This window comes from Rhodococcus sp. IEGM1428 (assembly GCF_050321865.1).
GTDB lineage: Bacteria > Actinomycetota > Actinomycetes > Mycobacteriales > Mycobacteriaceae > Rhodococcoides.
Map to the genome: position 1 here is coordinate 729,474 of NZ_JBNQFW010000001.1, position 19,839 is coordinate 749,312.

A 19,839-nucleotide genomic window follows, 5' to 3' on the forward strand; every position below is an offset into this window, starting at 1 on the left:
GCAGCCGGAACCGAATCGAGGGGTTGCTGCGTCCAAGGAGATGTAGGGGAGTGAGCAGGCCGGACAAGGCCTCTCGGTCGAACAGCACGTGTGCCGCGGGTGCACGTGATTCGAGTAACGAGTACTAGGAGTCGAAGTGGGATATCCAGGGGGACCGGAATCTACGGGTTCGTCGAACGGCGTCACAGTCACACCGCAGGAGCTCGTCGCTGCCGGAGCCACGATCGAGGGGCTGAGCGTCTCGATCAACGCTTCCAATTCAGCAGTCCGCTCCATCGTCGAACAGACCGCCGAGGCCTGGGTCGGCAAGGCAGGCAAGTCTTTTCAGGACGTGATGGCGCAGTGGGACACCAGCGCACAGAAGATGCGCAGCGCGCTGGAACAGATCTCCGCGGACATCAAGACCAACGGCCACGGCTACTCCGACGCCGACGACGACAACGTGTCGGCCGTCAATCAGGTGGCCGGGTCCCTGAACTCGGGCCTGTCCTCCTTCAACTAACTCCTCGCATCCGGTGACCACGAGACAAACCACACGACCGAGCTCGACCAAGGAGACTGATTCGACATGAAATACGACTTCGCGCAGATCGCGGCGTTGACCGAGGCGATGAACAAGCAGGCGAACGTGACCAAGGACCTCCTCGGGGACGTGGACAGTACTGCGAAGCGGCTCTACGAATCGTGGGAGGGCGACGCGATGGCGTCCTACTACGAGCTTCAGCGCCAGTGGAATTCCGCATCCGACGAGCTCAATCTCATTCTGTCGAGCCTCGTCGCGGCTGCCCGCACCGGTGGCGAGACCATGCACGGCGTCGAGATGGCCAACAAGGCGCGAATGGCTCGCTGACTTTCTCGGCTTGCGGGAGAGACGTACGACGAAAGGTATCTGCCCCGACCGAGAAATTCGGTCGGGGCAGATGCCGTTTCTCGGCATCCGAGCCCACCCCGGGGGTCTACTGGTGTGGTGACGGATTTCGGAGCAGCACTCGCGGTCGAGCGGTCTCGTGCCGAGCATCGACTCGAGTCCCTGCGAGACGAACTGGCGTCGGTGATCGAAGGATCGCGGTGGACCACCGACGATGACGAACACGATCCGGAAGGGTCGACGATCGCGTTCGAGCGAGCGAAGATCGCGGCACTGATAGACGACACCGAGTCCGAGATGCGAGAGATCGACGCGGCGGATTCGCGGCTCGCCGCCGGGACGTACGGTATCTGCGACAGGTGTGGGACCGAGATCCCGGCGATCAGGCTCGAGGCACTACCGGCCGCCCGCCGGTGCGTGCAGTGCGTGCGCCTGCGCTGAGACGTTTTTGACCTGGGGGACCACTGCCGGTATCGTTCCCCGTTGGCGTGTATGGGCTCGCCGCGCATTAATGTGCGCTCAGAGCTCTTGTCTTCGGGTCTCAACTGGCCGCCGAGGGCATCCACACGTCTTGGCCAGCAGCGACATCATGAAGACAGGAATTTTCTGTGTCTACTTACGCCCCGAAGGCCGGGGACACCACCCGGACGTGGCATGTGATCGACGCCACGGACGTCGTGCTCGGACGCCTCGCCGTCCAGGCTGCGACTCTGCTCCGCGGCAAGCACAAGCCCACCTACGCACCCAACGTCGACGGTGGCGACTTCGTCGTCATCATCAACGCCGAGAAGGTTGCCATCAGCGGCAACAAGCTCGACGGCAAGTTCCACCACCACCACTCCGGCCACCCGGGCGGTCTGAAGTCGCGCTCCACCCGCCAGGTGCTCGAGAACAACCCCGATCGTCTGGTGGAGAAGGCCGTTGTCGGCATGATCCCCAAGAACAAGCTCGGTAATGCCATCGCGAGCAAGCTGAAGGTCTACGCGGGCCCCAACCACCCGCATGCCGCCCAGCAGCCCGTTCCGTTCGAGATCAAGCAGGTGTCCCAGTGACGGCGCCGGAGGGAAATGACGTGACGTCGCAGGAGAACATCGAAGAGATCGCCGCCGACGAGTTCGTGGCCGTCGAAGAGCCGGAGGTGACCGCGGACATCGAGGCCGCTGCTGCCGCTCCGGCCCCGATCGTGTTCGATCGTCCGATCCAGACCGTCGGTCGCCGTAAGGAAGCCGTCGCTCGTGTTCGGATGTCGTCCGGTACCGGTGGATTCAAGCTCAACGGCCGCACCCTGGAGGATTACTTCCCCAACAAGGTGCACCAGCAGCTGATCAAGGCTCCTCTCGTGCTCGTCGATCGCGCGGAGTCCTTCGACATCGTTGCCCTGCTGCACGGCGGCGGACCGTCGGGACAGGCAGGCGCATTGCGTCTTGCCATCTCGCGTGCGCTGATCGAGCTCACCCCCGATGATCGCCCGCCGCTCAAGGCAGCCGGCTTCCTCACCCGTGACGCCCGTGCAGTCGAGCGCAAGAAGTACGGCCTGAAGAAGGCCCGTAAGGCGTCGCAGTACTCCAAGCGCTGACGCGTCTTACCCGTTCCATCCTCGAGGGCAGGCTCCATCAGTATCGGATGCCTGCCCTCGAGGCATTTCTCACGACACACTCTCCGCTCGAAGGAGTTCTTGGTTCATGGCGCGATTGTTCGGTACCGACGGGGTTCGCGGACTGGCAGGCGGGCTTCTGACCGCAGAGCTGGCGTTGCAGATCGCGAGAGCAGCGGCCTCCGTATTGGCACCGAACGTCGACGGCGGCAGACGCGTGGCACTCGTAGGCCGTGACCCGCGCGTCAGTGGAGCGATGCTGGGTGCCGCCGTGTCGGCCGGACTGACCGCCTCGGGTGTCGACGTGATCGACGTCGGGGTGCTTCCCACACCGGCGCTTGCCTATTTGACCGCCGAATACGGCGCGGCGCTCGGTGTGATGATCTCGGCATCCCATAATGCGATGCCCGACAACGGAATCAAGATCTTTGCTGCCGGCGGACACAAGCTCGACGACGACGTGGAAGACCGCATCGAAGCCGCCCTCGATCCCGACGCGCGCTCCGAGGACGACGGACCTTTGTTCGACGCGACCGGTGCTGCGATCGGTCGAATCGATGTCGCCCAGGACGCGGCCACCCGGTACATCGAGCACCTCGCTGCGTCGGTCTCGCATCGACTCGACGGTGTCCGTGTCGTTGTCGACTGCTCGCACGGTGCCGCCTCGGTCGTCGGGCCCGAGATCTACCGACGGGCCGGCGCAACGGTGGTGGCGATCAACGCGGAACCCGACGGTATCAACATCAACGACGGGTGCGGATCGACGCACCTCGAGGGGTTGCAGAAGGCCGTCGTGGAGCACGGTGCCGACCTCGGTATCGCCCACGACGGAGACGCCGACCGCTGCCTGGCCGTGGACGCATCGGGCTCCGTGGTGGACGGTGACGCGATCATGGCCGTTCTGGCCATTGCCATGCGTGACGCGAATCAGCTGACCGACAACACGTTGGTTGCCACGGTCATGAGTAATCTCGGTCTGCACATTGCGATGCGTGACGCGGGAATCACGTTGCGCACCACAGCAGTCGGGGATCGCTACGTGCTCGAGGAATTGCGCCGTGGCGGATTCGCGCTGGGCGGCGAGCAGAGCGGTCACGTGGTGCTTCCCGCCGTCGGCACGACGGGCGACGGCATCGCGACTGCGCTGCGACTGATGGAACGAATGGCTCGGACCGGCAGCAGTCTCGCGGACCTGGCGGCGGTGATGCGGACACTGCCGCAGGTGCTCATCAATGTGCGAGTGACGGACAAAGCGGCCGTGGCGTCGGCACCGTCGGTATCGGACGCGGTGGCCGTAGCCGAGCGCGAACTCGGCGAATCGGGCCGAGTTCTGTTGCGCCCCAGCGGTACCGAGCAGCTGGTGCGAGTGATGGTCGAGGCCTCCGAGCTCGACGTCGCGACCCGGCTCGCCGAAGAGCTGGCGGACCGGGTCGCGTCGGTCTGACGTCTCAGGCGGTGAGTTCGCGCAGCGCTGTCAACTGCGCGACGCGTCCGGCGGTGTTCTCGGCCAGCGGCGCGACGTTGAGGGTGGTGACACCTGCTTCGGCGAAGGCAGCGACCCGCTCCTTGACGTAGCTTTCCGGGCCGATGAGGTTCACTGCGCGAGCAAGCTCGTCGGGGACCGCAGCGGCCGCCTCTTCCTTCTTGCCGGCGAGATACAGATCCTGGATCTTCTCGGCCTCGGCCTCGTATCCGTAGCGCTGGGCCAGCGAGTTGTAGAAGTTCTTGCCCTTGGCACCCATGCCGCCGATGTAGAGCGCGAGGTGTGGCTTGACCCAGGGCAGGTACTTTTCTGCGTCCTCGCCGATGGCCAGGGTGGGACTTGCGAATACCTGGAGTTCGCCGAGCGACGGGTCACGCTTGGCCTTGCCCGCAGCGAGCGAATCTCCCCAGACGTCGGCTGCCTTCTCGGGGAAGTAGAAGATGGGTTGCCAACCCTCGGCGATCTCGGCGGTGAGCTCGACGTTCTTGGGTCCGAGAGCGGCAATGACGACTGGAATGCGATCGCGGACAGGGTGATTGATGAGCTTGAGGGGTTTGCCCAGGCCGGTGCCCTGGTCGGCAGGCAGTGGAATCTGGTAGTGCTTGCCCTGATACTGCACCTTCTCGCGACGCCAGACCTGGCGGCAGATCTCGATGACCTCGCGGGTTCGTGCGATCGGTGCGTCGTACTTGACGCCGTGGAAGCCTTCGACGACCTGCGGCCCGGATGCGCCGAGTCCGAGTACGAAGCGGCCCTCCGATACGTAGTCGAGACCGGCGGCGGTCATGGCGGTCAGTGACGGTGTCCTGGTGTAGATCTGGAAGATGCCGGACGCGATCTTGATCGTGCTCGTCTTGGCGGCGAGGAATCCGAGTTGACTGACGGCGTCGAACGAGTAGGCCTCGGGCACGAAGATGATGTCGAGACCTGCCTTCTCGAGCTCGGCTACCTCGGCAACCGTCTCGTTGAAACCACCGCTGTAGTTCAGCATCGTTCCGATGTGCATGGGACTCCTCGTTCGGTGAGCAGCTCGGGCAGCTACTTCAGGTACCTGTTACTGACATTTCACATCGGGACGTTACCGCTCGCTGGGGAACCGATGTGCGTCGGCGCACGTCATAGTGAGAAAGGGGCACATCGAGGGCGAGACGGGGACGTATGAGTGAGGGATTCTCGGTGGACGCGGTCCGCGTTCGCGGAGTTGCAGAAGCCTTGGCGCTATCGGCAGACGCACTCGGCAGTGCGGCGGATTCGGTGGCCGACGCGGGCTTCGGGGCGGCCGGTGCCGGACAGAACTACGGCGACCTCGGCGCTGCGTACACCCAAGCTCACCACGGCCTCGGCCGGGCCGTCGACTCGTGGAGATCCTCGGTCGAGGACGTCGCCAACGCCATCGTCACTGCCATGAACGACTACGAAGGCCAGGACGAGACGACGGCAGACACGATCGAGTCGCCTCGATGACGTCACCTCCCGTCTCTCCGGAGCAGCACTCGTCGATAGACGAGATTCTCGATGCGAATGCGATAGGGCTGCTGCACTTCGAGCGCTTCCTGCCACTCGTCGCCCGGGTATCGAGCAGCGAAGAGTTTCCGAAGTACAAGCAAATATGCGCGAGGTACGACGAACAACGTGGCTTGAATCTCGGCGCGCTCGGCAACGATGCCGACGCGGTCGAAGCTATGTCTGCGGTACTCGGCGATCAGCTCGAGGAACACGTTCGATTGCGCCGGGTTCTCCAGATGCGATGGCACGGCGAGGCAGGCGACGCCGTGCAGATCTATCTCTCGGCCGAACAACAGACAGCGACCGAGTTCCTGAAATTGATCGAGGACTCACACCAGACGATGTCCGCCGCCGTCGAAGTTCTTCGCGACGCAGTCACCGACAAGGCCGAACTGTTCGGAGGACTCGACATCGATGCGGTGGACGGTCGAACTGTGGACGAGATCGACGCGATCCTGCTTGCTTCGGGAATCGAATGCGTTCCGTTCGATCGAGAGTCGGTGTTTCCTCGGTTGGCGGCGGCATTCGAGGAACTGGCCGAGCGAGCTCGAAGTGCGGACGTATCGGACGAGTTCGCAGCCGAGGTGGGTGAACGCAGTAGGGAGTGGATCCACGAGGAGTTCGTCCCGAGGATGAAGACCACCTGTGATGCTGTGCTCGACGCATGCACCTCGACGAACACCGCCGTTCGAGACAGTCTGGCGTTGCTGGTCGATGTTCTGGGCGACGTGCACGACCCGCCGTTCGGCGATCTCGACGAGCGGAGTTGGGCAATTGCACCCGGAACAACGTCTGCCGAACCGTGGCAGGCAGCCGACGACTCGTCGGCAACGCCCCCGGCGACTGCATCTGCTCCTGCGACACCGGCAGCCAGTGCGGCACAGTCGATCGCGGGTCCGACAGTCGCAGCACCGGCAGTCACGGCTCCGAACGCCGGTCCATCCGTGGTCGCGGGAGGTACCGACTCGTTCGGTCCACGAACATCCGAAGATGGGTCCGCTGCCGGAGCCGGCGAATCCTTGGACGGACTCGTGGATCGGGTGGTCGCCGAGATCGTGGATCGCGTCGACGAAGCGTTGAGCACTGCGATCCCAGATGACCGCAGCGCGGATGACGGCAGTGCTGATGACGCGAGCTCCGATGACCGCAGCTCCGGCGACGTCACGGCTCCGTCCACTGCAGAACCGGATAGCGGATCAGCGGTGCAGGACGATCCTGCCGGCCCGCGGACGGAGTCGGTGCCATCGTCGCTGCCGGAGCAGTCGTTCCCGATCGACTCGCGCTCGCCCGGGGCCACCGACGAGCGCGGCCATCTCGAGGCCGAGCTCGATGGGCATCGCGCTCGCATCGCACTGTCAGAGGACGGTGCTGTGACGCTCCGACTCGAAACCCCGGGGCTGGGGGTTCGCTCGTTCGAGTTGAGAATCGGCCCGTTCGGCCTGCCCGAGATCGTCGAGATACCCGGTGCTGCGGACAAGGTGGACGCGAACCAGCCATCGATACCGGCAGCCACGCCGCCGTCGGAACCTGTGCCGCCCTCGGAACCTGTGCCGCCCTCAGAACCTGTGCCGTCGACCGACTCCGGTCCTGCCGAAACGACACCGACCGAGTCCGGTCCTGTCGAGCCGGCACCGGCCGATTCGGTGCCGAGCCAGGGGTCCGATCCCATGTCGACGGATGCGCAGGCGCAGTGCCTGCCGGAATCGCCCACGGACGAGACCGTCCAGCAGGATGCAGACGAGTCCGGGAATGATCCGTCGGCCGCGCAGCATCCGGTGTCGGCAGATCTCCCGCGTCCTCCGGCCGAATCACACGATTCGAGCACCGGTGCCGGCCTGAGTGAAGCGGGAACACTGTGAGCGCCGCAGGCGGGTGGCGGCGTGAGCTGCATCGAATACGCGACGAGCACCGTGACGCGATGGCGCGCGCGGCCGAGGCGCTCAGGCGGGCTCAGACCCCCACAGCAGTGTCAGGCCGACACGACTCGCACACCGATTCCCCCGTGGATCCGGAAACGGAGCCGACTCGTGGCTCGGTGTTGCAGCCGGCTCACCTGGATCGGCGAAAGTCCGTACCGCATGTCGAGACCGAGCCCGAAGAACGGCCGCGATCCTGGCTGGTCTGACGTGGGGCGAGGTCGATCCGAATCAGCCTCGGCCGAGAAGAGCCTTGATCGACGCGGAGGCCTTGGGCTTGGGCTGGGCGTCGAGCGGCGCGTGCGGATCGACCGCTCTGGTTCCGTCGATCTCACCTGCCGATCCGGCCAGCTCCTCGTAGTCGGAGTCGCCCGTGAGGTGGAACAGCAGAAATGCGGTCAGCACAGCCCGGGTGCGCTGCTGGGTCTTGCGGTCGGAGCTGTTGATTCCCAGTGAGCGGAGCATTCGCCGGCCTTCGACGAATCCGTCTGCCGTCGAGCCGTCGATTCGGCGGAGGACGGATGGTCCGTGCCAGGCCTGGGCGAGAGCGAGTGAATTGTCGTTGAGCGAATCGGCGTTCGAGTTGTCGCCGACGACGAGCCCAGGGACGGTAAGGCCGGCGGCGGCGTCCTCGGACGACGGTGCCGTCGGTGCCGGGAACAGTGCAGCGACGGCCTTGATGTCCGATCGCCGAGAGGCTGCGAGAACGGCAGTCCCGGCACCCATCGCATGGCCGGCGGTGGCGAGCTTCTCCGGATGCACGCTGATGTTGCCTGGACCCAATCGCACGCCGGTCATGATGTCGAGCACAGTGCCCAGGTCGGTGGCGAGTCCGCGGTGCGAGGGCACGAGGCCGCGCTCGGTGTCCGGTGCCGCCACGACGATGCCCCAGGACGCCAAGTGCTTCAGTGTGTCGGTGTAGTGGCTGGGTCGGAGCATCCAGCCGTGTGCGAAGGCCACGCCGGGCAGGCCGAAGCCCTCGGCTGGGGTGTAGACGACGCCGGGTTGTCCGGCGAGGGCAAGGTTGCCTCGCAGCACCTTGTGCGGGCCGCGCTTGGAGAGAGCAGATGCCAGCTTCTTCGGTTTCGCCACGAGAGATGACGCTACCGAACGCGGGCCGGTGAGGGGACGGGGACACGTCGACCCGAGCGAATGGGTCGTGCGCGCCGTGCCGAGTACCCTGAACCACCATGTGCGGAATCGTGGGTTATGTCGGCCACCGCCCAGCTCTGGGTGTGGTGGTCGAAGCGCTTCGGCGTATGGAATATCGGGGCTACGACTCTGCGGGTATCGCAATTCTCGACGGAGCGGGAGCCACCGCCGTCGAGCGCAAAGCGGGTCGGTTGGCGAATCTCGAAGCCGAATTGGACGACATCGGTACCGATACGTTCGTCGGTACCACCGGGATGGGACACACCCGGTGGGCGACGCACGGCCGTCCCACCGACCGCAACGCCCACCCCCACCGTGATGCGTCGGGCACCGTCGCCGTGGTGCACAACGGCATCATCGAGAACTTCGGCCCGCTTCGGGCCGAGTTGGAGGCTGTCGGGGTCGAGTTCTTGTCCGATACCGACACCGAGGTCGCAGTGCACCTCGTGTCGCGGGCCTACGCAGACGGTCCGACCGCGGGCAACTTCGTGGCCAGCGCCAAAGCTGTCCTGCGTCGACTCGAGGGTGCGTTCACCCTGGTGTTCACCCATTCCGATCACGCCGACACGATCGTTGCGGCACGCCGGTCCACGCCGCTGGTGTTGGGCGTGGGCGACGGCGAGATGTTCCTCGGTTCCGATGTCGCGGCGTTCATCGAGCACACGCGCGACGCCGTCGAACTCGGCCAGGATCAGGTTGTCGTGATCACTGCAGACGGATACGACATCAGTGATTTCGAGGGCAACGAGGCGCAGGGGCGCCCGTTCCGAATCGACTGGGATCTGGCGGCCGCCGAGAAGGGCGGTCACGACTACTTCATGCTCAAGGAGATCCAGGAGCAGCCGGCCGCCGTGGCGGATACGTTGCTCGGCCACTTCGACAACGGTCGGATCGTGCTCGACGAACAGCGGTTGTCCGATCAGGAGCTGCGCGACGTCGACAAGGTGTTCGTCGTGGCCTGCGGCAGCGCGTACCACTCGGGTCTGCTCGCCAAGTACGCGATCGAGCACTGGACCAGGCTGCCGGTCGAGGTGGAACTGGCCAGCGAGTTCCGCTACCGCGACCCGGTCCTGGATCGATCGACCCTGGTCGTGGCCATCTCGCAGTCGGGAGAGACCGCGGACACCCTCGAAGCCGTGCGGCACGCAAAGGATCAGAAGGCGCGTGTCCTCGCCGTCTGCAACACCAATGGGTCACAGATTCCTCGCGAGGCCGACGCCGTCCTCTACACCCGGGCTGGCCCGGAGATCGGCGTCGCGTCGACCAAGGCATTCCTCGCTCAGGTGACCGCGAACTACCTGGTCGGCCTCGCTCTGGCACAGGCGCGCGGCACCAAGTACCCCGACGAGGTCGCCCGCGAATTCGCCGAACTCGAAGCCATGCCCGAGTTGGTGCAGCGAGTTCTCGAGACGGTCGAGCCGGTCCGGGCGCTCGCCCGAGAGCTGTCGACCGCGACGACGATTCTCTTCCTCGGTCGACACGTCGGGTACCCGGTTGCGCTCGAAGGCGCGCTCAAGCTCAAGGAGCTCGCGTACATGCACGCGGAAGGCTTCGCGGCGGGCGAGCTCAAGCACGGACCGATCGCGCTGATCGAGGACGGTGTCCCGGTGATCATCGTGATGCCCTCGCCCAAGGGCCGCGCGGTGCTGCACTCGAAGATGTTGAGCAACATTCGGGAGATCCAGGCGCGTGGTGCGCGGACCGTCGTCATCGCCGAGGAAGGCGACGAGGCAGTGCGGCCGTTCGCCGACAACCTGATCGAGATACCGGCCGCTTCGACGCTGTTGCAGCCGTTGCTGTCGACCATCCCACTGCAGGTGTTCGCTGCCGAGGTCGCCCAGGCGCGGGGCTACGACGTGGACAAGCCGCGCAATCTGGCCAAGTCCGTCACCGTCGAGTAGAGCCCGATCATCTGACGACCACTGCACCCTTCATCTGCGGATGGAGGGTGCAGTAGTAGCGGTAGGTGCCGGGCTCGTCGAAAGTCTGCACGTAGTCGCCGTATCCGAGCATGGGGCTGTGCAGGAGGGTCGAGGCCGCTCCGACACCGACCACGTTGTGTCCGACGCCGCGATCGGCGAAATGCCACGCCACACTCTGGCCGACGTCGATCGTGACAGACGTAGGGGAGTAGGCCATTCCGGCCACCTGCACGGTGACGTCGGCGATCGATTCGTCCACCGTCAGCGTCGACGGGTCCTCGGTGCAGCCGGTCGCCCCGACAACGATCGGTAGCAGGACCGTGAGCGTGAACGCTGCCGTTCCACCGCCGCGAGATGTCATCTTTCGAGGCTAACCGCCTACGTCACGGTGCCTGATCGGGCGCACGTAGGCTCGAGGTTCACGCCAGCGGGTAACGAGAGGACCTCGGCATGCGCGCCTATTACACACCCGAGCAGATACGGAATGCGGAAGCGCCGCTGCTGAATTCCTTGCCGAACGGCGTTCTCATGCGTCGCGCCGCCTATGGCTTGGCCACTGTGGTGGCAGCCGAGCTCGCGGCGCGCACGGGCGGCGTCGCGGGTCGGCGCGTGACGATTCTGGTGGGCACGGGTGACAACGGTGGCGACGGTCTGTGGGCCGGGGCCTATCTGCGTCGACGGGGCGTCTCGGTGTCCGCGCTGCTTCTCGATCCGGCACGTGCGCATGCCGAAGGGCTCGAGGCCCTGCGCTCGTCGGGCGGACGGGTGGTGACGCAGTGCGGACCGGCCGACGTCGTGATCGACGCCATCGTGGGGATTTCCGGTAGAGGTCCACTGCGACCCGACGCGGCTGCGGTCGTCGCGCAGATCACCGCACCGATCGTGTCGGTGGACGTACCCAGTGGTGTGGACGCCGAGACCGGTGCTGCGCCGGGTCCGGCGGTGACGGCCGATGTGACGGTGACGTTCGGCGCGCGCAAGCCCGTCCACGTTCTTGCCGTACCTCGTTGTGGCCGAGTCGAACTGGTCGACATCGGGCTGACGCTTCCGGCTCCGGTGATGGCGTCGTTCGAGCCGGCCGACGTCGGGAACGTCTGGCCGATACCCACCGCCTCGGACGACAAATATTCGCAGGGCGTGGTCGGAATCCTGGCCGGCAGCGCGACATTCCCTGGTGCCGCACTGCTCTGTGTCGGTGCGGCCGTCGCGGCCACCTCCGGAATGGTCCGCTACGTGGGAAGCGCGGGCGCAGAGGTCGTTTCGCATCATCCGGAGGTGGTGGCCGCCCCAGATCTCGACGTGGCCGGCAGAGTTCAGGCGTGGGTGGTCGGTCCGGGCTTCGGTACCGACGAGCCCTCGGCGGAGACAGTGCGCCGGGTGCTGGAATCGGATCTGCCGGTCGTCGTCGATGCGGATGCGCTGACGATCCTCGCAGGCAACGCACAGTGGGTGACCGGGCGCACCGCACCGACCCTGTTGACCCCGCACGCCGGAGAATTCGCACGCCTGACCGGGTCGGACCCGGGCCCCGACCGCGTGGGAGCGGTGCGCGATCTTGCCGCACGTTGGGGTGTGACCGTGCTGCTCAAGGGACGCGCAACGATCATCGCCGATGCCGACGGGACCACCTTCGTCAGCGACGCCGGGGGATCGGCCGCATCGACCGCCGGATCCGGCGACGTTCTCTCCGGCATCCTCGGGGCCTTGCTCGCCTCGGGAATGTCGCCCTCCACCGCTGCGGCCTGCGGGGCAAAGGTCCACGCTCTCGCCGCAGCCCGCGCGGCACATGGATCGGGCGGGGAGTTCGCGGCGCCCGTATCGGCGAGCCCACTGTGCGCGTCCATCTCGGACGCGATCCGTACCGTGCGCTCGCTCACAGACGGATCGAGATAGTTTCAGGTCCCACTCCGGGCACCGGGTGTGTCACGAGTTGTGCCACCCTGATCCGTCGTTTGCCCGGCCCGGATGGCACTATCGAATGTTGTGAGTATCGGCTGCGGTGACGAGAGGACAGGTTCGGGCGCGGTGGCGTCCGTCGACCTCGACGCAGTGGCCCACAACGTACGCGTCTTGCAACAGTTCGCCGGCGACGCTGCCGTGATGGCGGTGCTCAAGGCCGACGGGTACAACCACGGTGCCGTCGAGGTCGCACACGCCGCGGTGGCAGCAGGCGTGCAGGAGATCGGCGTCACCACGATCGGCGAGGCTCTCGAACTCCGCGCAGCGGGAATCGGCGTACCTGTGCTGGCATGGCTGCATCGAACGGATTCCGATTACGATGCCGCGATCACCGCGCAGGTGGGGATCGGGGTGTCCACGGCAGCCCAGCTCGACGCCGTGGTGGCAGCAGCGCGCAGAGTCGGCCGCGCCGCAGACCTCTCGCTCAAGATCGATACCGGGCTCAATCGCAACGGGGTCGCGGAGGCAGATCTCGATGTCGTCCTCGATGCGACGGCGGCCGCCGTCGCGGAGGGAGCCGTGCACTTGGTCGGCATGTTCTCGCACCTCGCGTGCTCCGACGAACCCGAGCACCCGGCCAACGACACCCAAGCTCAGCGGCTTCGCGACGCAGTGAGTCGCGCCACCCGGCGCGGAACGCCTCCCGCCGTCGTACATCTGTCCAACTCGGCGGCGACGTTGACCAGGCCCGATCTCTGTTTCGACATGGTCCGTCCGGGTATTGCTCTCTACGGTTTGTCGCCCGTGCCGCAGTTGGGAAATTTCGGTTTGCGGCCGGTGATGACCCTGTCGGCGCAGGTGGCGAACATCAAGAAGGTGAGCAAAGGTGAATCGGTGTCGTACGGATACACCTGGACCGCTCAAACCGACACCGTGGTCGCGCTCATCGCTCTCGGATATGCCGACGGCGTCGTCCGCAGACTCAGTGGGCGGTTCGAGGTGACGATCGCAGGTCGGCGTTTCCCTTCGGTGGGACGAGTGTGCATGGACCAATTCGTCGTCGACCTCGGCGACGACGGCTCGGGTGTCGCGGTCGGCGACGAGGCGCTACTCTTCGGGCCAGGGGACAGGGGAGAGGCGCACGCCCAGGATTGGGCAGACGCGCTCGAAACGATCAGCTACGAGGTCGTCACCGGCATTCGTGGACGTGTTCGACGACGGTTCGTCGGCGCGCGCTCAGGGGAGGCGACGGAATAGATCATGCTCGGATTGCTGGAGAGTATTGCAATTGTGGTGCGCGAGACGGCGTTCCGATCGAACAAGGACCCGCTGGCCACCGAAAATCTCGATCTCATGGACGCGGACCGCGGCAGTATCGTCACCGCGGACGACGGTGTGCCACTGGCGGTGCGCGAAGTCGGCCCGAGCGATGCCGAGCTGACCGTGATCTTCGTGCACGGCTACTGTCTGCGTACGTCGTCCTGGCATTTCCAACGTCGTGCACTCGAACAGCAATGGGGTTCGACGGTTCGCATGGTCTTCTACGACCAGCGCGGCCACGGTCGCTCGGGCGTGCCGAGCCCGGACAGCTGCACCATCGGCCAGCTTGGCCTGGATCTGGACGCGGTGATTCGCTCGGTCGTGCCCAAGGGGCGCATCGTCCTGGTCGGTCACTCGATGGGCGGTATGTCGATCCTGTCCATGGCACGGCAACGGTCGGACGTGCTGCGCCAGCGAGTCATAGGCGCGGTGCTGATCTCGACGACCGCTGCCGGTCTCGCGCAATCTGGAGTCGGTCGTAGTCTGCAGAATCCGGCGGTCGACGCGTTTCGCCTCGCGGTACGGACCTCGCCCGGCGTCGTGCAGTTCGGCCGTGGTGCCGTGCGCGCACTCATCTCACCGATATTGCGTGCGGCGTCCTACGGAACCAGGGTGTCCCCGCGTCTGGTGGCATTCTCTCAATCGATGATCGACGACACCTCGGTTGTCACGATCGTCAACTTTCTCGAAACACTCGAGTTGCACGACGAGTCCGAGGCTCTCGTGGAATTCGAGAACATTCCGGTATCGGTGGTGTGTGGCGACGAGGATTGGATCATCCCGCTCGCCAGTTCCGAGGCGCTGGCGCAGGCCCTGCCGTGTTCGGAGACGGTACGCGTCCGACAGGGCGGACATCTGGTTCAGCTCGAATTTCCGGAACAGGTCAACGGCGCGATTCTGCGCCTCGTGGCGCGAGCGTCGGAAGCCGCAGGCAAGAAGCGGCGGTGGGGCGTTGTCTGACGTGCTGTTGACACTGCCGGTGGATGCCGAGTTGCTCACTGCTGCAGACACTGCCGAGTTCGGCGCACGGTTGGCGAACGTACTGGTGGCGGGTGATCTGGTGATTCTCGACGGTCCGTTGGGCGCAGGGAAGACCGCGATGACCAAAGGTATTGCCGCAGGTCTCGGCGTGCAGGGGCGGGTGACGTCACCGACCTTCGTCATTGCCCGTGAGCATCGGCCCGGGCCGCGGCCGCATGGTTTACCGCCGGTTGCGCTCGTGCACGTCGATGCCTACCGGCTCGGGATGACCGGACAATCGGCACTCGACGAACTCGACGCTCTGGACCTCGATACCGACCTCACCGATGCGGTGGTCGTGGTCGAGTGGGGCGAGGGTTTGGTCGAAAAACTGACGGACGGACACGTCTCGATTCGGTTGACGCGCGATCCGGAGTCGGATGTTCGACGCGTGAGCGCTCGCCGTGTCGGCGATGTGCCGGTCAGCCCGCTGCCGGCGTGAGTAGAGCCACCAACTGTGCTCGCCCCCTGCTGATCCGGCTCTTGACCGTCTGAATCCCGACCCGCTGGTGGGCGGCTATCTCCGAATACGACAGATCGGCGAACTCTCGAAGCACGATTGCCTCGCGGAAGTCCTCCGGGAGCTGAGCCAGGGCAGATCGAACTGCGTCCACGTCTGCTACCCGGTCGGCCGTGGGGGACGACAGGTCGGGCAGTTCGATCCCCTCAGGCGAGTAGTCGAGGACTTCCTTGCGTCGACGGATCAACGAGAGCGATGCGTTGGCAGCGATGCGATGCAGCCACGTGCTGAATTTGGCATCACCGCGGAATCGGTGGAGATTCTGCCAAGCCGAGGTGAGAGTGTCCTGTAGGGCGTCCTCGGCGTCGTGCCGATTTCCGGTGATCTGCAGGCAGACTGCCCAGGCGTGAGTGCGATGTCGACCGACCAGCTCGCCGAACGCAGCACTGTCGCCCTCCCGGCACAAGGCCAACAAAGCACTGTCGTTCATACATGCTCCCCCAACACAGGACTAGTCGGTCTGTTTCTGTTCCTGAGGTAATGATATCGCTCAGCGGAGACATCGTCTCGCCGCCCCCTGAGGCGGATGGACTCGTTCGACTACGGTCCGAAGTCGGATCCGTCGCCCAGGTCGATGTCGTCCGCACCCCAGTGCCCGCCGTCATCCTGCTCGTGGCTGTGATGATCGTGCTCGTCGGTGTGATGATCATTGCCGTCCAGGTGCGACGATCCGTGATCCAGTAGACCGTCGTGGGAAGGATCGTAGCCCCCGGCGGTGTCGGAATCGTTGTCGTCGTCCGGGTCGGGCAACAGCACGTCCTGCGCATCGAAAACGGTATCCGTGTCGTCCATGATCGGGACCATCACGTCGTCGACGGGGGGAGAGTCGGGATCGAGCGCGTGGGAGAGCGCTGCCGACCAGACATCGGCAGGTGGTGCCGGTAGCACGACCGATCGGTCGAGGCCGAGAATGTCGAAGACGCTGTCGCCGTCGCTGCTCACTTCACAATCCTCTCGTCCTTCACGAGTATGCACTCATATTCAGACAATCAGGTCAGCGGGATGAGGGCCCACAGTTTGGGGGCCAGGGCAGCGAGGCCGGGATCGACCGAAGTGGTGTCGGCGAGATCCGGATCGGTGTCGTCCGCCACCAGCATCTCGTGATCGGAGTCTGCCCAGGCGTTGTCGAACTCGTCGATGGAGATCTCGAACTGGTTGCCGTCCGGATTGCCGGGGTCGGACAAGATCACCACGCCGCGATCCTCGTCGATGCCGGCGACGACCAATGCGTGATCGGGAGTGTCGTCCTCGTAGGTCTCGGTACCGGGGTACCAGATTTCACCCGAGTCGACCATGGCGATGACGCCGTACCCTTCGGACAGCTTCGCCTCGAGGTCCTGCATCGAACTGCTCTCGAGATGGCACGGAACTCCTTGATCTTCCATCAGGATCTCCATGTCGGCGGACGTCATACCCATGGACGGATCGTTGTTGGGAAACAGGCCGAGCTCTAGGGCTCGATCGACCAACTGCTGGGGGTCGGTGATGTTCAGTCCGGTGTACTCGGAGACCACCTGCGCAATCGACGACGGCCCGCAGTAACCGTCGACCTCCTGATAGAACCAATCTGCCGTCCATGCCGTCGGGGTGCCGTAGGAGCCGTCCTCGGGCACCGGAGCGCCGTCCGCAGGCGGCGGAACATCCACGGGCTCGGGGGCAGGAGGCGGGACGTCGGCCGGCTCGGGCACGAGTGCCGGCTCGGGATCGGTGTTCGGCTCGGGAACCACTGCAGGCGAGGGTGATTCGGTCGGCGGGTCGCTCAGGTCCGGTACCGAAGGGTCGGGAACTCCTGGCGCGGAATCCGGGGTCATCGACGGCATGTCGGGCATGTCGGGTGCCGACACCGCGCTCGGCGATTCGACGTAGTCCATCGAGGGCATCGTGGGCATCGACGGTGCTGCGAGGGTGTCGCCGAGCGAATGGTCGACGCTGTCCGAGTAGTCGTCGGTGTCCGTGCCCGATGCCGCGTCGTGGTCCGCGGAGGTGTCGGTGAAATCGAAGTGCTCGTTCATCTCGGTCTCTTTCGTCTGGGATCAGGAACGAACGCGGGGATCAGGCCAGGTCCGGCGTGGGGTTGAAATCGCCGGACTGATCGGTGTCGATGTAGACCTCGTCCGCGTATCCGTCGCCGTCGGTGTCGACTCCGAGGTAATCGAGTGTGCCGTCGCCGTTGGTGTCGAGGAGGACGGTATCGATCACTCCGTCCCCGTCGGTGTCGAGATCCACCTCGTCCGCCGTGCCGTCGCCGTCCAGATCGAAGATGGCCGTGTCGGCGTTGCCGTTGCCGTCGGTGTCCATGCGGGTCTCGTCGGTGACACCGTCACCGTCGAGGTCGGTATCGACGATGTCGAAGCGACCGTCGCCTGCACTGGACGTCTCGACGACGTCGGCCACTCCGTCTCCGTCGTAGTCGTGCAGGATCTGATCGACGGTTCCGTTGCCGTCGAGGTCGATCTGCGTGGTGTCGACGACGCCGTCGCCGTCGAGATCGCGATGCGAGACATACGAATTCGTGTCGGCTGGTTCGGGGGCCGAGCTCGCGGGCTCCGGGGCAGTCGCCGGTGCCGCAGGAGTCGGGGCGGCGGGCTCGGGGACGGAGGCGGCCGAGTCGTCGGTGGTCGTCGGTGCCGGCACCGTGCCTGGTTCGACGAACTTGGCGTCGTCCGGGTTACCGGTCACCTGAGGGTTAGTGGAGGCGGGTGCGGTGGGTTCGCTCGAGGTGGGTTCCTGGGGAGGCATGGCTTGCTCCTTTTTTGTGTGTGTCTCGCGGGCAATCGGTAGTGAGATGCGCCGATTGATCGCAATGTTCCCGCCGCGTGCGATATTCGTTCGCGACTCCGGCTTTTCAGAGCAGACCGATTGCCCGCAGAAATTCGAGCGCGTTGTCGTCGGTGGTGAAGTTCGAGAACCGTGCGGACAGGCCGGTGCCGGGGTCGAAGTACTCTGCCGTACTCGTGGAGGCGCTGTACCCCTTGCCGTAGACGATCTTGGAACTGCTTGCTGCGCCGTCGATTACCGTGTCGCCGGGGGCCAGGGGATAGTCGCGAATGCCTGCGAGTTGGCGCTTGACCTGCTTGATGTCGACATACGAGGTGAAGGTGTGTGCGGGTCCGTAGGTGGACTCGAACAACGGGTCGAACGTGCTCGGTGAAACCAGCGTGCAGGATGCGATCAGTCCGCCGGTATCGGTGAAGTCGGAGTTGACGCACTTCTCGACCGCACTGTTCAGTGCGCTCGGTAGTGCCGAGCGGATGGCATCGACATCCGACGCGAATGCGGCGGCCCCGCTCGCGGTCGTGGTTCCGCCGGTATCCGCTGTACTCGAGCTGTCTCGATCGCTGCCGAAGACGATGAACCCGGCGATCAGCGCTGCGATGACCACCACCGCTGCGATTGTCGAGGCGACGACGGTGCGGGCTGCGGGCTTTCTCCGTGCACCCGAGGACGATGCAGTGTCGGCGACCGGCGTGGTGGCGGGGGTCGGCGTCGGGGTCGGTGAAGTGTCCTGGGCTGCGGACCGATGCGCGGTGGCGATCAATGCGCCCTGCGCGACAACGGTTTTGGGGTCGTCGAGAGTGGCGATAGGGCCGAGCGCAGCGAGCCGGTCGTGCACTATCGGCACCCGTGACGACCCGCCGGTGAGGTACAGCGCAGAGAGGCGGTTCCCGACGGCAATCCCGGCGTCGACCAAGGTCTGACGAGTCAGCTGCACTGCCCGCTCCACATCGTCGGCGATGAGTTCGTCGAACTCGTCGCGGGTGATGTACAGCGTTTCCTGCTGCCCGTTGCCTGCAACGGTCACCGACGCCGATGGGGTCGACGACAGCAGCTCCTTGGCCCGCCGAATGGAGTCCTCGAGGCTGCGGGCCACGTGCATGGGCGCACTGCGTCGAATGAAGTCGAGCAATTCGGGGTTGCGGTCGAGTAGTTGTTCGTCCACCCAACGGCGCAGCCTCGAGTCCAAGGACTTCCCGCCCAAGGTGTTGTCACCCCGCGCGGCGATCACCTCGAACGAGTGCTCGGTGGCTCGCAGGACGGCGACATCGAGTGTGCCGCCCCCGAAGTCGAACACTGCGATCTCGGTTCCTGGCGGCATCGCGCTCGATCTCGAGTAATAGTGCGCCGCTGCTCGGGGCTCGGATACGGTCGCTACCCTGTCGCGCGGGTAGCCGACTCGGGCGGCCGCGTCGAGAAGTATGTCGATCTCGCGGGGAGACCACGCTTCCGGATGTGTGAGTATCAATCGGTTCGGTGGAACTCCGCGCCGGATTGCTGTCGCGGCCGTGATGACGGCGTGCAGTACTGCGGCTGCGGGCAGTGCCGACGGAATGTCGTAGCCGTTGACGTTGAGCACCTCTTGGCCGATGACGCGCTTGGGCGACGGAACGAAGGCCGCGGGGTTGGTCTGTGCTCGGTTGATCGCCACGTCGCCGACTTCGATCGAGTGCGGGGACTCGACGAACACCGCCGACGGCATCAGGTTTCCCTGGTGCGTCAGGGGCACTACCTCCGCCGCGTCCGAGCCGTTGTCGGCATGTGCGGCAGCGGTATTGGACGTACCGAAGTCGACGCTGAGCATCCAACCGGCCATCATGTGCTTACCTCGATATCGTCAGGGGTCGATGCGGCTGCACCGGTG

The 19,839-nt window shown here is 65.3% G+C and carries 21 protein-coding genes; 13 read left to right on the plus strand and 8 right to left on the minus strand.

The genetic code is table 11. The features are described from left to right. Window positions 1-136: 136 nt before the first annotated feature. The 6 genes from ACQR3T_RS03350 to glmM all read left to right on the plus strand — a co-directional run bounded on the left by ACQR3T_RS03350 (window position 137) and on the right by glmM (window position 3,906). The gene (locus tag ACQR3T_RS03350) at window positions 137-502 is read left to right on the plus strand and encodes a WXG100 family type VII secretion target (protein WP_428692528.1); all 366 of its coding nucleotides are present in this window, start codon (window positions 137-139) and stop codon (window positions 500-502) included. Between the two features lie 66 nt (window positions 503-568). Next, window positions 569-850, plus strand: coding sequence for a WXG100 family type VII secretion target (locus ACQR3T_RS03355; RefSeq protein WP_428692529.1), 282 nt, complete (start codon window positions 569-571; stop codon window positions 848-850). 117 nt (window positions 851-967) lie between these two features. Beyond that, window positions 968-1,309, plus strand: coding sequence for a TraR/DksA C4-type zinc finger protein (locus ACQR3T_RS03360; RefSeq protein WP_428692530.1), 342 nt, complete (start codon window positions 968-970; stop codon window positions 1,307-1,309). A 167-nt stretch (window positions 1,310-1,476) separates the two neighbouring features. Beyond that, window positions 1,477-1,920 (plus strand): 50S ribosomal protein L13, encoded by a 444-nt coding sequence (gene rplM, locus ACQR3T_RS03365; protein WP_027496344.1) that lies wholly within the window; start codon window positions 1,477-1,479, stop codon window positions 1,918-1,920. Next, a complete protein-coding gene (rpsI, locus tag ACQR3T_RS03370; protein ID WP_032376665.1) occupies window positions 1,917-2,444 on the plus strand; it encodes a 30S ribosomal protein S9 in 528 nt (175 codons plus the stop codon). Before rplM ends, rpsI begins: the two co-directional genes overlap by 4 nt. 106 nt (window positions 2,445-2,550) lie before the next feature. Beyond that, window positions 2,551-3,906, plus strand: a complete 1,356-nt coding sequence (gene glmM / locus ACQR3T_RS03375) for a phosphoglucosamine mutase (protein ID WP_428692531.1) — start codon at window positions 2,551-2,553, stop codon at window positions 3,904-3,906. Between the two features lie 4 nt (window positions 3,907-3,910). On the opposite strand, the gene ACQR3T_RS03380 is transcribed toward glmM, so the two are convergent. Then, complete coding sequence (locus ACQR3T_RS03380) at window positions 3,911-4,951, minus strand: LLM class F420-dependent oxidoreductase (RefSeq protein WP_032404679.1); 1,041 nt, start codon at window positions 4,949-4,951, stop codon at window positions 3,911-3,913. A 152-nt stretch (window positions 4,952-5,103) separates the two neighbouring features. Between ACQR3T_RS03380 and ACQR3T_RS03385 the strand changes: the two genes are divergently transcribed. After that, the gene (locus ACQR3T_RS03385; RefSeq protein ID WP_428692532.1) at window positions 5,104-5,409 is read left to right on the plus strand and encodes a type VII secretion target; all 306 of its coding nucleotides are present in this window, start codon (window positions 5,104-5,106) and stop codon (window positions 5,407-5,409) included. Continuing rightward, a complete protein-coding gene (locus tag ACQR3T_RS03390) occupies window positions 5,406-7,310 on the plus strand; it encodes a hypothetical protein (RefSeq protein WP_428692533.1) in 1,905 nt (634 codons plus the stop codon). The genes ACQR3T_RS03385 and ACQR3T_RS03390 overlap by 4 nt, the downstream gene beginning before the upstream one ends. Before the next feature lie 288 nt (window positions 7,311-7,598). On the opposite strand, the gene ACQR3T_RS03395 is transcribed toward ACQR3T_RS03390, so the two are convergent. Beyond that, a complete protein-coding gene (locus ACQR3T_RS03395) occupies window positions 7,599-8,459 on the minus strand; it encodes a dienelactone hydrolase family protein (RefSeq protein ID WP_094616500.1) in 861 nt (286 codons plus the stop codon). A 98-nt stretch (window positions 8,460-8,557) separates the two neighbouring features. Here ACQR3T_RS03395 and glmS point away from each other — a divergent pair, with 98 nt between their 5' ends. Further along, the gene (gene glmS, locus ACQR3T_RS03400; protein ID WP_032376725.1) at window positions 8,558-10,420 is read left to right on the plus strand and encodes a glutamine--fructose-6-phosphate transaminase (isomerizing); all 1,863 of its coding nucleotides are present in this window, start codon (window positions 8,558-8,560) and stop codon (window positions 10,418-10,420) included. A 7-nt stretch (window positions 10,421-10,427) separates the two neighbouring features. On the opposite strand, the gene ACQR3T_RS03405 is transcribed toward glmS, so the two are convergent. Next, window positions 10,428-10,802, minus strand: coding sequence for a plastocyanin/azurin family copper-binding protein (locus tag ACQR3T_RS03405; protein WP_052070105.1), 375 nt, complete (start codon window positions 10,800-10,802; stop codon window positions 10,428-10,430). Window positions 10,803-10,891: 89 nt separating this feature from the next. Between ACQR3T_RS03405 and ACQR3T_RS03410 the strand changes: the two genes are divergently transcribed. The 4 genes from ACQR3T_RS03410 to tsaE all read left to right on the plus strand — a co-directional run bounded on the left by ACQR3T_RS03410 (window position 10,892) and on the right by tsaE (window position 15,122). After that, window positions 10,892-12,334 (plus strand): NAD(P)H-hydrate dehydratase, encoded by a 1,443-nt coding sequence (locus tag ACQR3T_RS03410; RefSeq protein WP_428692534.1) that lies wholly within the window; start codon window positions 10,892-10,894, stop codon window positions 12,332-12,334. Window positions 12,335-12,406: 72 nt separating this feature from the next. Further along, window positions 12,407-13,597: an alanine racemase gene (alr, locus tag ACQR3T_RS03415; RefSeq protein WP_052070106.1), complete on the plus strand. Its 1,191-nt coding sequence runs from the start codon at window positions 12,407-12,409 to the stop codon at window positions 13,595-13,597. 3 nt (window positions 13,598-13,600) lie between these two features. Next, window positions 13,601-14,620 carry an alpha/beta fold hydrolase gene (locus tag ACQR3T_RS03420; protein ID WP_032376727.1) on the plus strand — a complete coding sequence of 340 codons (1,020 nt, stop codon included), beginning with the start codon at window positions 13,601-13,603 and terminating at the stop codon, window positions 14,618-14,620. Next, a complete protein-coding gene (gene tsaE, locus ACQR3T_RS03425; protein ID WP_032376728.1) occupies window positions 14,613-15,122 on the plus strand; it encodes a tRNA (adenosine(37)-N6)-threonylcarbamoyltransferase complex ATPase subunit type 1 TsaE in 510 nt (169 codons plus the stop codon). Before ACQR3T_RS03420 ends, tsaE begins: the two co-directional genes overlap by 8 nt. On the opposite strand, the gene ACQR3T_RS03430 is transcribed toward tsaE, so the two are convergent. From ACQR3T_RS03430 to ACQR3T_RS03450, 5 genes are all read right to left on the minus strand, one after another. Beyond that, entirely contained in the window at window positions 15,103-15,630 is a 528-nt protein-coding gene (locus ACQR3T_RS03430) for an RNA polymerase sigma factor (RefSeq protein WP_032376729.1), read from the minus strand. The genes tsaE and ACQR3T_RS03430 overlap by 20 nt on opposite strands. Before the next feature lie 110 nt (window positions 15,631-15,740). Beyond that, window positions 15,741-16,142: a hypothetical protein gene (locus ACQR3T_RS03435; protein ID WP_052070108.1), complete on the minus strand. Its 402-nt coding sequence runs from the start codon at window positions 16,140-16,142 to the stop codon at window positions 15,741-15,743. Between the two features lie 47 nt (window positions 16,143-16,189). Beyond that, window positions 16,190-17,212: a C39 family peptidase gene (locus ACQR3T_RS03440; RefSeq protein WP_052070110.1), complete on the minus strand. Its 1,023-nt coding sequence runs from the start codon at window positions 17,210-17,212 to the stop codon at window positions 16,190-16,192. Between the two features lie 40 nt (window positions 17,213-17,252). Beyond that, the gene (locus tag ACQR3T_RS03445; RefSeq protein WP_052070111.1) at window positions 17,253-17,939 is read right to left on the minus strand and encodes a hypothetical protein; all 687 of its coding nucleotides are present in this window, start codon (window positions 17,937-17,939) and stop codon (window positions 17,253-17,255) included. A gap of 106 nt (window positions 17,940-18,045) precedes the next feature. Next, window positions 18,046-19,794 (minus strand): Hsp70 family protein, encoded by a 1,749-nt coding sequence (locus ACQR3T_RS03450; protein WP_428692535.1) that lies wholly within the window; start codon window positions 19,792-19,794, stop codon window positions 18,046-18,048. Window positions 19,795-19,839 lie beyond the last annotated feature (45 nt).

What these genes read in the sequence shown, in the direction of transcription:
- ACQR3T_RS03355 (WP_428692529.1), top strand. Translation starts at nt 569, where the DNA reads ATGAAATACGACTTCGCGCAGATCGCGGCGTTGACCGAGGCGATGAAC.
- glmM (WP_428692531.1), top strand. Translation starts at nt 2,551, where the DNA reads ATGGCGCGATTGTTCGGTACCGACGGGGTTCGCGGACTGGCAGGCGGG.
- ACQR3T_RS03380 (WP_032404679.1), bottom strand. Translation starts at nt 4,951, where the DNA reads ATGCACATCGGAACGATGCTGAACTACAGCGGTGGTTTCAACGAGACG.
- ACQR3T_RS03385 (WP_428692532.1), top strand. Translation starts at nt 5,104, where the DNA reads ATGAGTGAGGGATTCTCGGTGGACGCGGTCCGCGTTCGCGGAGTTGCA.
- ACQR3T_RS03390 (WP_428692533.1), top strand. Translation starts at nt 5,406, where the DNA reads ATGACGTCACCTCCCGTCTCTCCGGAGCAGCACTCGTCGATAGACGAG.
- glmS (WP_032376725.1), top strand. Translation starts at nt 8,558, where the DNA reads ATGTGCGGAATCGTGGGTTATGTCGGCCACCGCCCAGCTCTGGGTGTG.
- ACQR3T_RS03405 (WP_052070105.1), bottom strand. Translation starts at nt 10,802, where the DNA reads ATGACATCTCGCGGCGGTGGAACGGCAGCGTTCACGCTCACGGTCCTG.
- ACQR3T_RS03410 (WP_428692534.1), top strand. Translation starts at nt 10,892, where the DNA reads ATGCGCGCCTATTACACACCCGAGCAGATACGGAATGCGGAAGCGCCG.
- alr (WP_052070106.1), top strand. Translation starts at nt 12,407, where the DNA reads ATGGCACTATCGAATGTTGTGAGTATCGGCTGCGGTGACGAGAGGACA.
- ACQR3T_RS03420 (WP_032376727.1), top strand. Translation starts at nt 13,601, where the DNA reads ATGCTCGGATTGCTGGAGAGTATTGCAATTGTGGTGCGCGAGACGGCG.
- ACQR3T_RS03430 (WP_032376729.1), bottom strand. Translation starts at nt 15,630, where the DNA reads ATGAACGACAGTGCTTTGTTGGCCTTGTGCCGGGAGGGCGACAGTGCT.
- ACQR3T_RS03440 (WP_052070110.1), bottom strand. Translation starts at nt 17,212, where the DNA reads ATGAACGAGCACTTCGATTTCACCGACACCTCCGCGGACCACGACGCG.
- ACQR3T_RS03445 (WP_052070111.1), bottom strand. Translation starts at nt 17,939, where the DNA reads ATGCCTCCCCAGGAACCCACCTCGAGCGAACCCACCGCACCCGCCTCC.
- ACQR3T_RS03450 (WP_428692535.1), bottom strand. Translation starts at nt 19,794, where the DNA reads ATGATGGCCGGTTGGATGCTCAGCGTCGACTTCGGTACGTCCAATACC.